A 12,575-nucleotide genomic window follows, 5' to 3' on the forward strand; every position below is an offset into this window, starting at 1 on the left:
GCGCCTGGCGGCAAGGCTGGATGGGATGACGAGTGTGATCAGGACCATTGCCGAGGGCGAGGGCAACTTGCGTCAACGCCTGGATCCCACGACCATGGCCAACGATGAGACCGGTGACATGGGGCGCTGGATCAACAGTTTCATCGACCACCTGGACTCGGTGGTCGGGCAGGTGGTGAAGGCCAGTCGCAACGTCGGCACCACCAATCAGATGATGCTGGGTCGCAGCCAGGAAGCCGGCATTACCTCGGCCGAGGTGTCCGACGCGGTGCACCGCATGATGATTATCGTGGAAGACCAGTTGGGCGAGATCCAGCAGGCCTCTGCCGGCGCCGAGCAGATGAAGCAGGTGATGGACGAAGTGGTGACCCGTGCCCGTGAACAGTTTCTCGCGGTGCAAGCAGGCACTCAGTCGATACGGGATGTGGTCGAGCGCTCGTCTTCCAGCGTGCAGTTGCTCGACAGCCGCATGACGCAGATCGGCAACATCACCAGCCTGATCAGTGACATCACCAACCAGACCAATCTGCTGGCGCTCAATGCCGCCATCGAGGCGGCGCGCGCAGGCGAGCATGGGCGAGGCTTTGCGGTGGTGGCCGATGAGGTACGCAGCCTCGCCGCGCGCACGTCACGGGCGGCCGACGACATCCGGCAGATGGTCGAAGGCCTGCAAGGCGAAACGCAAAAAGCCGTCAGCTTCATGGAGGAGGGGGTCAAGGACGTCGATAACAGCCTGCGCCTGGCCGAAGATGCCTCCTCGGAAAACGTGCAGTTGCATCAAGCGGTGGAGAGCATGTTTGCGATCATTCAGCAGCTCAACAAGCACAGCCTCGATTATGGCAAGACGATCCGGCAGGTCGATCAGTCTTCCACCGAGATGCGCCAGACGGTGGTGGTGCTGCAGAGCAGTGCCGAAACCGTGAGGCTCAATGCCAACAAACTGCAAAAACTGGTGGGGCAGTTTGAGGTGAGTAACAGCAGTGAACGGGTGGCGGCGGCTTGAAAACGGGAGGGAGCGGACAGATCACCCTGTAGGAGCTGGCTTGCCAGCGAAAGCGGAGGATCAGTCGACCCCGGCATTTGTGCAGCACACCGATCCCCTGTAGGAGCTGGCTTGCCAGCGAAGGCGTCCGATCAGAGATAAACCAGTCGACTGACCCATCGCTTTCGCTGGCAAGCCAGCTCCTACAGGGGATCGGTGTAATGCCCTGAACAGGGCAAGCCAATACACCGCTGCTATTTTTCGCCACCTGCCAATGGCGGCGTCCGAGGCGGAATCAAGCGCTTGGCTCCCGTCGATTCAAACGCCGCCGCCAAACGCAACAACGTCGAATCGTCATACGCCCGCCCGGCAAACGTCAGCCCGACCGGCATGCCGATGTCGGGCATGATCCCCATTGGCACCGTGACCGTGGGCACCCCCAGGTGGCGGATGGCGAGGTTGCCGTTGGCGACCCAGATGCCGTTGCTCCAGGCGATATCCGCAGACTGCGGGTCGACGTCGGCATTTGCCGGCGCAACGTCGGCGACTGTCGGGAAGATCACCGCATCGAGCCCCAGCCGATCCATCCATTCCTCCAGATCGATTCGACGGGTCTGTTCCAGACCGCGTAATCCATCCGGCACGGTGGCGATCTGGTCCCAGGGGGTAATGCCGCGCTCGGCCATCCGCACATACTCGTCCATGCCCGCAGCCAGGTCGCCCTCGCGATTGGGCAGGGTCCCCGGGTCGTGGGGGAAAATCAGCGGCCCGTCGACATCGACCAGGCGATTCAGGTTCGGATCGCCGTTGGCCTGCAGGAAATCATCGAACGCCCAGGCCGTCAGATCCCACAACTCATGGTGCAGGAACTCCTTGGACACCAGGCCCCGGGTGAACACCGTCGGTGCGCCCGGACGATCACCCTCGCAATTGCTGACTATCGGGAAATCGACCTCGAGCACTTCGGCGCCTGCCGCTTCCAGAGCCTGGCGGGCCTCTTCCCAGAGCCCGATCACCGAGGCCCGGGTGTTGATCCGCTGCCCGGTCGGCCCACCAATACCTGGCGAATCCGCCGTGCCCGCTTCGGGATCGGCATTGATGTACATGCGCGGCACGCCAAAGCGTTTGCCGGCGAGCGCAGCGCCATCCGCCGCGAGCGATGCATAGGAGGCCGGGCGCACCGAGGCGACACTCGGAATCGGTACCCAGGGTTGCATCCGCCACAGATCGCCGCGGGTGTCGGGATCTTCCGCGACCACCACGTCGAGCACTTCGAGCAGGTCGGCCATGGTTCGGGCAAACGGCACCACCACGTCCATGGTGGGGGTCAACGGCCAGTTGCCACGCACCGAGATCACCCCCCGTGACGGCGTGTAGGCACACAGGCCATTGTTCGACGCAGGCCCGCGTCCGCTCGACCACGTCTCCTCAGCCAGGCCGAAGGCCGCGAAACTGGCGGCGGTGGCGGTCCCGGCGCCGTTCGACGAGCCCGAGGCGAAGGGGGCGGTAAGGTAGTCGACGTTGTACGGACTCTCCGCGCGGCCATAGACCCCACGCTGCATGCCGCCGTTGGCCATGGGCGGCATATTGGTCTTGCCCAGGCAGATCGCACCCGCGGCGCGCAGCCGTTCGATGGTGAACGCATCGCGATAAGCGACCAGGTTGGCAAATGCCGGACTGCCCGACGCTGCGGTCAGGCCCTTGACCAGATAACTGTCCTTGGCCGTATAGGGGATGCCATCGAGCGGGCCCAGGGTTTCGCCCTTGGCGCGACGGGCATCGGACGCCCGGGCCTCTTCGAGTGCATCGGGGTTGCGCACCACGACCGCGTTGAGGGCGGTGGCGGTTTGGGGGCCGTCGTAGGCGTCGACCCGGGCAAGATAGGCCTGGACCAGCTCGACCGCAGTGGTGCTGCCTGATTCGAGCGCCGCACGCAGGTCGGCAATGGAGACTTCGGTGACTTCGATCATGGGGTTACCGCCGGCTGCGCAAGGGCGACGCGATGAGTGTTTACAGCAAGCGCGGTCCTGGAGGCAGGGACAGCGCAGGTCTTGAAATGGGGGTTCATAACGGTTCTCGTGGCAGTGCATTTCGCGACAGGGCCGGGCTGACACCCTGAGCGTCCTATTTAACACCAAGCACGGGGATCGGTGAAACGCTTCGACCGCCCGTGTGGGGTTCTGGCCGCAAAGGGTCGAGGTCCGGCAAGTAACTGTCGCCTGCGAGTGGATATCTGCGCGAAGCCGATTATGCTTCAGGAAACCTTGCAGCAATGCGAGGCCGTCAACCTGTGTGCATGCTTTGCGCAATCCGTAATCCGATGGAAATCAGCCCTAGGGCCTGGGTGCGGCAAAAAGGTAGTGGGGTACTCCGGCCTATACATAACAAAAAAGACGGAGAAGACTTATGGCCGCAATCGACAATACAACCACGGGCAGCGCGCCCCACCACGGGATCACCAAGGAGGAGCGCAAGGTCATCTTTGCCTCTTCCCTGGGCACCGTGTTCGAGTGGTACGACTTCTACCTTTACGGCTCGCTTGCCGCGATCATCGCCAAGCATTTCTTCGCCGGGGTCAACGAAACGACGTCCTTCATCTTCGCGTTGCTCGCATTCGCCGCGGGCTTCGCCGTTCGCCCCTTCGGCGCCATTGTGTTCGGCCGCCTGGGTGACATGATCGGGCGCAAGCACACCTTCCTCATCACCATCGTGATCATGGGTATCTCCACGGCCATTGTCGGCTTCCTGCCGGGCTACGCGACCATCGGCGTCGCAGCGCCGATCATCCTCATCACCTTGCGCCTGTTGCAAGGCCTGGCCCTGGGGGGGGAATACGGCGGTGCGGCGACCTACGTCGCCGAGCATGCGCCCAAAGGCAAGCGCGGCTACTTCACTTCGTGGATCCAGACCACCGCGACCTTGGGCCTGTTCCTGTCACTGCTGGTGATCCTCGCCTGCCGCACCATTCTAGGCACTGAAGCTTTCGAGGCCTGGGGCTGGCGGATTCCGTTCCTGCTGTCGATCCTGCTGCTGATCATCTCGGTGTACATCCGCCTGCAACTCAGCGAGTCGCCGGTGTTCCTGAAAATGAAGGCTGAAGGCAAGTCTTCCAAGGCACCGCTGACCGAATCCTTCGCCCGCTGGGACAACCTCAAGATCGTCATCATGGCCCTGCTCGGCGGCACTGCCGGCCAGGCCGTGGTCTGGTACACCGGGCAGTTCTACGCGCTGTTCTTCCTGCTGCAGACACTGAAGATCGACGCGCAGACCGCCAACCTGCTGATCGCCGGCTCGCTGCTGATCGGTACGCCGTTCTTCGTCATATTCGGCAGCCTGTCCGACCGCATCGGCCGCAAGGGCATCATCATGGCAGGCTGTATTCTTGCGGCGCTGACCTACTTCCCGATCTTCCATGCGCTGACCCAGTACGGTAACCCCGATGTGTTCGCCGCGCAGGCGAAGAACCCGGTGAAGGTGATCGCCGATCCCGACCAGTGCTCGTTCCAGTTCGACCCGGTGGGCAAGGCCAAATTCACCAGCTCCTGCGACCTGGCCAAGACGGTGTTGGCGAAACGGGCCATCCCCTATGAGAACGTGAAGGCCGAACCCGGCACCGTGGCGCAGGTGCGCATCGGCGACAAAGTCATCCAGAGCTTCGAGGGCACCGGCATGCCGGCCGCCGACTTCAAGGCCAAGAATGACGCCTTCGTCGCGACCCTGGGTTCGTCGCTCAAGCAAGCCGGCTACCCCGAGAAGGCCGACCCGGCCAAGACCAACTATCCGATGGTGCTGCTGCTCCTGACTATCCTGGTGATCTACGTGACCATGGTCTACGGCCCGATCGCCGCCTGGCTGGTGGAACTGTTCCCGGCGCGCATCCGCTACACCTCGATGTCGCTGCCGTACCACATCGGCAACGGCTGGTTCGGCGGCTTTCTGCCTACGGTAGCGTTCGCGATGGTCGCGGCTACCGGTGATATCTACTACGGGCTGTGGTACCCGATCGTCATCGCGGTGATGACGGCGATCCTGGGTATCTTCTTCCTGCCGGAAACCAAGGATCGGGAAATCCATCACACCTGATCCTGGCGTTTGCCCTCTCCCCCGGGGGAGAGGGCAACACTTCTCAGAAGTAGTAGCCGATGTTGATGTTGGTCCGGTAGTACCACTCGTTGCTGCCGATCGAGCTTGTGTTAGTGAAGCCGGTACCGTTTTCCGCACCGCCGTAGGGGTTGGCGTTTCTCGCCCACGTCAGGTCGACCCACGCCATGATCGGCATCGCCAGGAACTGTGCGCCGACGGTGTACATCTGCGAATCATCCCAACCGCTCTGGTCTTTCATCATGCGGCTGTAGTCGTTGTACAGTTTGATCTTCTTCAATTGCCCCAGCTTCGGCGTCGCAATGTCATAGCCGACGTTCAGCGAGGCGATGGTTGCCTTGGAGGCGATCAGGTACGCGGGCGTCAGGCCGTTGCCGCCCATCAGCACCGAGTCGTTGCTGACGCCGGCGGGATTTTTCGGGTCGTACTCGTAGCGGATGCCCTGGGTGCTGACGGTCCATTGGCCGGCATTGATCACGGCGTGAATGCCGCCGGCCCAGTAATCACCGTCATCGCGGGTCGTGGCGTTGTACAGCTGGGCCGCGGCCACTGAAGCACCGACCTCGGCTTTCCAGCCGTCGTTGACAAAGGTCCGCGTCACGCGGGCGTTGATCTGATTGTGCTTCTCGTTGTCCTGGCGCGACTGGGTGAAGGGGATCGCGTTGTCCTTGAGGTCGGCGTAGCGTCCGACTTCCGGCGAGTAGCGGATGTCCGAGGGCAACATGCGCGGAAAGTACCCCAGTTGCAGATCCCAGTCCTTGTCCTTGTAGCTGTACTTCAGGCCCGACCCGGCGCTGACGCCATAGCCCATGAAGAATGGCAGGTGATAACTCCAGCCGAATTGCGGGTAGGGTTCCAGGCCGAACGGTTTGAACGGCGCGCCCAGTTGCAGGTTCGAATTGCTGTTGAAGCGATAGCCGACGAAGCCGCGATCGATGGAGCGTTTGCCGTCGTCCTGGAACCAGTAACCGACGTCACTGAACAGATTCTTGTAAGTCGCCTGGACGTCGATGCGGAAGGTGTCGAACAGGAACCGGCCATTGTTTTCAGTGGTGTCCCAATGCTCGTCGCGGTAGTTGGTGCGCAACGCGCCACCGATGTCCAGGCTGCTCTGGCCATCGTCGCTGCGCCAGGCGATATGCGGGAAAGGCTTTTTACCTTTAGTCGAGGTCACGGGCGCGGCAGGGCCGGGCTCGCCGGCGAAACTTGCGCAGCTGGTCATCATCAGCCCGAGACATATCACGTAATTCTTCATGCTCACTTCCCCTGCAATAGTGGGCGCTACAAAGTGACCGGCAACACTTTCCCGCTTGCCTTGAAAGCGGCAATGAGTGAGTGACTTCGAGTGTTGCGGTATTGGAGTGCGTTGTTGTTTTTGCTGTTTCGTAGGTGATACGGCGTCTGACCTATGAACCTGATTGGGATAGAGCAGAAACTATGCCAAGTGGGAGAGGGTGCTTGATGGTTGAATAAAATCCTGTAAAAACAATTGTTTATATGGGAAACGAATTTATTTGTATTGCCCGTGAAACGTGGACTTCAGGGAGTAACGAAACTGCACGTTATGTGTGCGTCCTTACTCGACTTGCTTTCAAAAGGGCCTTTCATAAGGAAACACAGATAACGCAATACCTGTAGGAGCCAGCTTGCTGGCGATGGACTCAAGTGCGCCGCGTTGAACCAGATTGCACGCGTTATCGTTCACGACCATCGCTGGCAAGCCAGCTCCTACAGGGGACCGGGTTCAAGCTGGAACGCGAGGTGGCTTCCAAACGGGTGAAAACCAAAAAAAAGGCCGACAAAGTGTCGGCCTGTTTAATGGATGAACTAGAACAACGGTTATAAGTCGAGTACCAACCGCCGACTCTTGCAACCCGACACACATACCATCATCGACTTGTTCGCCGCACGCTCGGCTTTGGTCAGCACGCCGTCGCGATGATCGACGTCACCTTCCAGGACCCGTGTTTCGCACGAACCACACACCCCTTCACGACAGCTGTATTCAATGTCGCAACCCGCCTCGAGCAGCACGTCGAGCAAACTCAAGCCCGGTTCGATGGACAGGGTCTTGCCGGTTTTTTTCAGCTCCACGCTGTAGCTGCTCTGCGCATCTTCGGACGGTGGCAACTCCGCCGCGGCGAAGCGCTCGATATGGGCGTGGGGGTAACCCAGGCCTTCGCAGGTGCTTTCGAAGGCGTCGAGCATCGGCGTCGGCCCGCAGCAATAGAAGTGCGTGTCAGCCGGCTGGCCCGCCAGGTAGGCGCTCAAGTCCGGTGGCATGCCTTTTTCGTCGTTGAAGTGGTACAGCACGTTGGCGCCCAGGCCGCTGAGTTCTTCGACCAGCGCGGCTTCCTGCCGTGAGCGGGCGCAATAGATCAGCTCGGCGGATTTTCCCAGGGCCAGCAGTTGGCGGAACATGCAGTAGATCGGCGTGATGCCGATGCCACCGGCCACCAGCACGCTGTGTCTGGCGTTGAGGTCGAGCTGGAAGTTATTGCGCGGCGAAGAGATCGGCAATTGCATGCCGACCCGCAATTGCCCGTGCACGAACTCCGAGCCACCACGGCTGTTGCGATCGCGCAGGATGCCGACCACGTAACGGCCGCGATCGCTCGGCGAATTGAGCAACGAGTAGCTGCGCACCAGGCCGTTGGGCAGGTGCAGGTCAATGTGCGAGCCGGCTTCGAACGGAGGAAAGACCGTGTCGCCATACGGCCGCAACTCGACGCTGATGATGCCTTCGGCTTCGTAGCGCAGGGTATGCACGAGCGCGGTGAGGGGGGAGGAATTGGACATCGGTCACCTCTTTTCGACAGTTCGCAAATCGACACGCCCGCCGGCCTGAACGGGATGCACGATCCGGTTCATGGCAACTGCTTCGCATCAATAAGCTCAAGCTGAGCCTTGGCCGCATTTTTCAGGTAGCGACGCAGGCGCACCACACCGAGGTCATGCTGGTACAGGTTTTCCCGTTGGTTGGCGTCCGGCTCCATGAATTCGAGCAGCACCCGATCCTGTTCCAGCACCGCCCAGTGCCGCGCTTCCAGACGGTTCTTGTAGAGGAAGCGCCAAGTGTCCCGCTGCCAGCCGGTCAGTGGCCGGCAACGCCAGTGGAACACCGCCGACAAGGAACGGCTGCTCGGCGTGTAGCTGCCGATGATGGTGAAGTTGCCGCCGGGACCGCCGGTTTTCGGGTACGGTATTTCCAGTCGCAGCCAGTGGCAGCTGTTGTCCATGAATTCGGTCCAGTCGAAGTTCACCCCGCGCTGGCCTTCCTTCTCGAAGAAGAAACCATGGTCGGTGTCGCGGGTGACGAACTTGGCCGTGGCTTCGCCTTCGCTCATGGAGTGCGACATCTTGTGCAGGTAAGTGCCGTGCATCGGGTCCATGACGTTGTCGATGACGTAGCGGTAATCGCCTTTCCACTCGGCGTAGCACAGGAAGCTGCTCCATTCCGGGGAGGTCAGTTGCTCGGGCAACACCAGTTCCGGCGGGGAGTCCTCGTGAGGATTGGCGGCGTTGTAGAGAAAGATCGCGCCCGCGGCTTCACGGGTGTGGAACATCCGCGTCGGGCGGCTGCCTTCGAGTTTGCAACCGGGGCTGCCGGGGACTTTGGTCACGGTGCCATCGCAGCGCACTTCGACGCCGTGATAAGGGCATTGCAGGCGATCACCCAGCACCGGGCCCTGGGACAACGGCGCACCGCGATGGGGGCAGTGATCTTCCAGGGCATGCACGCTGCCATCATTGTCGCGCCACAGGGCAATCTTGTAGCCCAGGCGACGGATCGACAGCGGCTTTTCGCCCAGTTGATCGGACGGCAGCACCGGGAACCACAGGTTCTTCAAGCCATTGGCCAATAGATTTTCAACAGGATCGACGGTTGTATTCATGTTCATTTCTTATTGTCCTCCGGCGGGTCATTCGCCCAGCCGAACCATCAGGGTTTTATAGGCATCCACAGTCCACTCGCCGGTGGTCAGCGGGCAGGGCGGCCCGGCCAGGTTCAGGTGCGCGAGCAGGTCGGGCAGCTCGGTCACGCCATTGCCGAAAGCGCGTTCGATGGAGTCGCCCAGCAACTCTTCGAACTGGGTGTTGGGCCGTTTGCGAGCCTGATGGGGCTCCAGGTAGGGTTCGGTATTGCTCATCTCATTGACCTCCATTGCGTACTCGTTCGCGGATCATTTCGCGCACGGGAATAAAGTCGTGTTCGCTCAAGGTTTCGGTTTGTCGGTGAGGAACTTGCCCTGGGGCGCTTCGACGTGTTGCTGGCGCCGGGTATTGCCATCGATGCCGCCGGCGATCGCCCATTCGGCGAACACCGTGGGGCCGGGCTCGAAGGTGCGGGGCTCCCATTCGCCGGTCAGCTGGTCTTCGTCGGCGTAGTACTCGACCAGCGCGCCGGCCGGGTTCTTGAAGTACCAGAAAAACGCGGACGACACCGGGTGCCGGCCGGGGCCGATTTCCGTGGCCCAGCCGCGGCGGGAAATGTGCATGCCGCCACCGAACACTTCGTGCACATCGCGCACGGTGAAGGCGACGTGGTTCAGGCCGGCGCGAGGGGCGGGCAGTTGCAACATGAACAGGTCGTGGTGGCCGCCTTCCTCGGCAGTGCGCAGGAACGCGCCGCGGTCCGGATAACGGTCCGAGGCCTGGAAGCCGAAGCGCTCGTGGTAGAAGGCTTCGCAGGCGTTGACGTCCGTGACGAAGAACACCACGTGCCCGACTTCGATCGGCGTGGCGTGGTCGTAGATCGGCGCCGCCTTGTTGATCCGGCCTTTTGTCTGCCAGGTGTTATGGCCACTGCACTCGATCTGCAGTTCCCGCTTGCGCGTCACCTGCAGACGGATCGCCAGGCCATTGGGGTCCGTGCAACCAATGCGCCCGTCAGCTTCGATGAAGCCGGGATCGTTGGCGATGCGCTCGCTATACAGTTTCAGGTCGGCCTCGCTGTCGACGCCCCAGACCACTTCGCGTACGGTCGAACCGGCTTCGATCGCCGGCGGCAAACCAGCCTTGTTGATGTCGGCGAGCACCACGCGGCAGCCGTTGAGGGTTTCGAAGATCACCTCGTCAGGCTGCTCGCTGACCTTGCTCAGGCCCCAGTCGCTGAAAAACCGCACGCTGGTCTCGAGGTCCTCGACGCCGTAGGTGACTTCATCAATACCTAGAACGCTCATAACCCTACCTCTCGTTGCACACTGGCCCAGGCCAGTGGCTGTTCATTCATGCCCCAATAGAGGCTCTTCTGTTCCATGTACTGCAGGATGCCCAGGCGGCCTTTTTCACGGCCCAGGCCGCTGTCGCGCCAGCCACCGAACGGGGTGGAAATCGAGAACTGCTTGTAGGTGTTGATCCACACCGTACCGGCCTGGATTTTTCGACCCAGGGCCCAGGCGCGCTTGTAGTCGCGGGTCCAGATGCCGGCGGCGAGGGCGTACAGGCTGTCGTTGGCCTGCTCGAGCAATTGCGCTTCGTCATCGAAGGGCATGGCCACCAGCACCGGGCCGAAGATCTCTTCCTGGCACACCTGCTGACTGTTGTTCAAGCCTTCGAGGATGGTCGGCGGGTAGTAATAACCCTGGTCGTACACGCCGCCGCCCGGGCGATCGCCACCGAGCAGCAGGCGTCCGCCTTCGGCTATCCCAAGCGCAACATAACGCTCCACCGACTCGCGGTGTGCGGCGCTGATCAACGGCCCCATCTGGGTACGTTCATCGGCCGGATCACCAACGCGCAGATCGGCCGCAGCCGCCACCAGGCGCGCCATGAAGGGTTCGTACAACGCGCGGGCGACAAACAACCGCGAGCCGGCGATGCAGGCTTCGCCTGAAGAGCTGAAGATGCCGTACAGCACACCGGCCACCGCGTGGTCGAGGTCGGCGTCGTCGAGGACGATGGTCGGCGATTTGCCGCCCAGTTCCAGCGACACCGGCATCATCTTGTCGGCGGCAATGTGGGCAATGTGTTTGCCGGTCTTGGTGCCGCCGGTGAACGACACACGCTTGACCAGCGGATGGCGGGTCAAGGCATCACCGAGCAGAGAACCCTTGCCCGGCAACACGCTGAGCAAGCCCTTCGGCAACCCGGCCTCTTCGCAGATATGCGCCAGCTGCAAGGCCATCAGCGGGGTGATTTCCGCCGGTTTGATCACCACCGCGTTGCCCGCCGCCAGGGCCGGCGCGACCTTCTGCGCTTCGCTGGCAATCGGCGAGTTCCACGGGGTAATCGCGGCGATCACGCCCATGGGTTCGTAGACGCTCATGCTGACGAAGTCACCACGGGACGGCGTGATGGTTTCCTCGAGGGTTTCACAGGCCGCGGCGAAGAACTGGAAGGTGCCGGCCGCGCTGGCCACCAGGGCACGGGTTTCGTTGATCGGTTTGCCGTTGTCCTGGCGCTGCAACTGCGCCAGTTCTTCACTGCGTGCGCGGATCAGTTCGGCGATGCGGTACAGCACACTGGCGCGTTCATGGGGTTTGCGCTGCGCCCAGCCGCTGTGCAGAAACGCCTGGTGGGCACCTTGCACGGCGTCTTCCACGTCGTCGACACTGGCGGCGTTGAGCCAGGCCACGGCCTCGCCGGTGGCGGGGTAGCAGGTGGCGTAGCGCTCGCCACGCCCCAGGCGCCAGTCGCCGGCAATGCAGATAGGTAAAGTCTGTTCGAGAGTCATGGACTGTCCCTTAAATCGAAATCGCGTGGGCATGGTTGCCCAGTGCGCGGACCACGCTGTACACGGTCAACGCCGAGGTCTTCGGGTTGGCCACCAGCGGCTTGCCGCGCAAACTCAGTTCGAAACCGCCAAAAGCGCCGCGAGCTTCGAAGTGATGCACGTTCTCCTCGCTCAGCGGGTCGGCGATCAGCGTCACGTGGGTGCGATCCAGGCCGAGCCCGGCCAGCGACAGGGTCGCGGCGACGTTGGCATTCTTCGGGTAGAGCCGGGCCGCTTCCCGGGCGCTGCCCTGGAAGATCACCGTGGCTTCGCTGATGCTGTCCAGATCGCAGGCCTGTTCGGCCGGGGTGTTTTTCCAGGCGCGGGCCGGCTTGCGCCCGGTGTAGTTGACCGAGTCGAGACCGCCGACCTTGGCCGCCGACAGCGCATCGATGCCGCCGATGGCGCCGGGCAACAATTCGATGCGGGTCTGGCCGCGTTCGGCCGCCGCCTCCAGGCGTTCCACCAGGCCGACTTCGGACAGCGCGCCGACCGAGACGATCAGGCAGGCGATGCCGCGTTCCAGCGCCGGCAACACATGTTCCTCTATGGCGCGATGGCCGGCGCACTCGACCAACAGGTCGGGGCGCGCATCGGCCGGCAGCGCGGTGAGCACCTGCGGCGGTTGTTTGAAACTGGCAAGCCGCTGGCGAACAAGCTCTTCCGAGCCGGCCGAGGCGATCACATAGTCGACGCACAGCTGCGGGTCTTTCTCCAGCAGTTCGAGCACGCCGACGCCGATGGCGCCGCAGCCGATCATGGTGATGTGCAACATGA

General features: G+C 62.2%; 10 protein-coding genes. 2 read left to right on the forward strand and 8 right to left on the reverse strand.

Features of this window, described 5'->3' with window-relative positions; all coding sequences use genetic code 11:
* The first annotated feature begins 352 nt into the window (after positions 1-352).
* Complete coding sequence (locus J2W17_RS31205; RefSeq protein WP_373460050.1) at positions 353-1,003, forward strand: methyl-accepting chemotaxis protein; 651 nt, start codon at positions 353-355, stop codon at positions 1,001-1,003.
* Positions 1,004-1,236: 233 nt separating this feature from the next.
* On the opposite strand, the gene J2W17_RS27420 is transcribed toward J2W17_RS31205, so the two are convergent.
* Positions 1,237-2,952 carry an amidase gene (locus J2W17_RS27420; protein WP_307342210.1) on the reverse strand — a complete coding sequence of 572 codons (1,716 nt, stop codon included), beginning with the start codon at positions 2,950-2,952 and terminating at the stop codon, positions 1,237-1,239.
* A 436-nt stretch (positions 2,953-3,388) separates the two neighbouring features.
* Between J2W17_RS27420 and J2W17_RS27425 the strand changes: the two genes are divergently transcribed.
* Positions 3,389-5,065 carry an MFS transporter gene (locus J2W17_RS27425; protein WP_307342213.1) on the forward strand — a complete coding sequence of 559 codons (1,677 nt, stop codon included), beginning with the start codon at positions 3,389-3,391 and terminating at the stop codon, positions 5,063-5,065.
* Positions 5,066-5,108: 43 nt separating this feature from the next.
* Here J2W17_RS27425 and J2W17_RS27430 read toward each other — a convergent pair whose 3' ends face one another.
* The 7 genes from J2W17_RS27430 to J2W17_RS27460 all read right to left on the reverse strand — a co-directional run bounded on the left by J2W17_RS27430 (position 5,109) and on the right by J2W17_RS27460 (position 12,573).
* The gene (locus tag J2W17_RS27430; RefSeq protein WP_307342216.1) at positions 5,109-6,338 is read right to left on the reverse strand and encodes a hypothetical protein; all 1,230 of its coding nucleotides are present in this window, start codon (positions 6,336-6,338) and stop codon (positions 5,109-5,111) included.
* A gap of 584 nt (positions 6,339-6,922) precedes the next feature.
* Positions 6,923-7,882 (reverse strand): PDR/VanB family oxidoreductase, encoded by a 960-nt coding sequence (locus tag J2W17_RS27435; RefSeq protein ID WP_307342218.1) that lies wholly within the window; start codon positions 7,880-7,882, stop codon positions 6,923-6,925.
* A 68-nt stretch (positions 7,883-7,950) separates the two neighbouring features.
* Positions 7,951-8,985, reverse strand: coding sequence for an aromatic ring-hydroxylating oxygenase subunit alpha (locus tag J2W17_RS27440; protein ID WP_154855547.1), 1,035 nt, complete (start codon positions 8,983-8,985; stop codon positions 7,951-7,953).
* A gap of 21 nt (positions 8,986-9,006) precedes the next feature.
* Positions 9,007-9,234: a recombinase-like helix-turn-helix domain-containing protein gene (locus tag J2W17_RS27445; protein ID WP_307342221.1), complete on the reverse strand. Its 228-nt coding sequence runs from the start codon at positions 9,232-9,234 to the stop codon at positions 9,007-9,009.
* Between the two features lie 66 nt (positions 9,235-9,300).
* Positions 9,301-10,266, reverse strand: coding sequence for a VOC family protein (locus J2W17_RS27450; protein WP_307342225.1), 966 nt, complete (start codon positions 10,264-10,266; stop codon positions 9,301-9,303).
* Complete coding sequence (locus tag J2W17_RS27455; protein ID WP_307342227.1) at positions 10,263-11,759, reverse strand: aldehyde dehydrogenase; 1,497 nt, start codon at positions 11,757-11,759, stop codon at positions 10,263-10,265. The genes J2W17_RS27450 and J2W17_RS27455 overlap by 4 nt, the downstream gene beginning before the upstream one ends.
* A gap of 10 nt (positions 11,760-11,769) precedes the next feature.
* Complete coding sequence (locus J2W17_RS27460; protein ID WP_064678602.1) at positions 11,770-12,573, reverse strand: aspartate dehydrogenase; 804 nt, start codon at positions 12,571-12,573, stop codon at positions 11,770-11,772.
* Between the last annotated feature and the right edge of the window lie 2 nt (positions 12,574-12,575).

It is taken from the genome of Pseudomonas lini, from assembly GCF_030812475.1.
Classification (GTDB): domain Bacteria; phylum Pseudomonadota; class Gammaproteobacteria; order Pseudomonadales; family Pseudomonadaceae; genus Aquipseudomonas; species Aquipseudomonas lini_A.

What these genes read in the sequence shown, in the direction of transcription:
- J2W17_RS31205 (WP_373460050.1), top strand. Translation starts at nt 353, where the DNA reads ATGGACGAAGTGGTGACCCGTGCCCGTGAACAGTTTCTCGCGGTGCAA.
- J2W17_RS27420 (WP_307342210.1), bottom strand. Translation starts at nt 2,952, where the DNA reads ATGATCGAAGTCACCGAAGTCTCCATTGCCGACCTGCGTGCGGCGCTC.
- J2W17_RS27425 (WP_307342213.1), top strand. Translation starts at nt 3,389, where the DNA reads ATGGCCGCAATCGACAATACAACCACGGGCAGCGCGCCCCACCACGGG.
- J2W17_RS27430 (WP_307342216.1), bottom strand. Translation starts at nt 6,338, where the DNA reads ATGAAGAATTACGTGATATGTCTCGGGCTGATGATGACCAGCTGCGCA.
- J2W17_RS27435 (WP_307342218.1), bottom strand. Translation starts at nt 7,882, where the DNA reads ATGTCCAATTCCTCCCCCCTCACCGCGCTCGTGCATACCCTGCGCTAC.
- J2W17_RS27440 (WP_154855547.1), bottom strand. Translation starts at nt 8,985, where the DNA reads ATGAACATGAATACAACCGTCGATCCTGTTGAAAATCTATTGGCCAAT.
- J2W17_RS27445 (WP_307342221.1), bottom strand. Translation starts at nt 9,234, where the DNA reads ATGAGCAATACCGAACCCTACCTGGAGCCCCATCAGGCTCGCAAACGG.
- J2W17_RS27450 (WP_307342225.1), bottom strand. Translation starts at nt 10,266, where the DNA reads ATGAGCGTTCTAGGTATTGATGAAGTCACCTACGGCGTCGAGGACCTC.
- J2W17_RS27455 (WP_307342227.1), bottom strand. Translation starts at nt 11,759, where the DNA reads ATGACTCTCGAACAGACTTTACCTATCTGCATTGCCGGCGACTGGCGC.
- J2W17_RS27460 (WP_064678602.1), bottom strand. Translation starts at nt 12,573, where the DNA reads ATGTTGCACATCACCATGATCGGCTGCGGCGCCATCGGCGTCGGCGTG.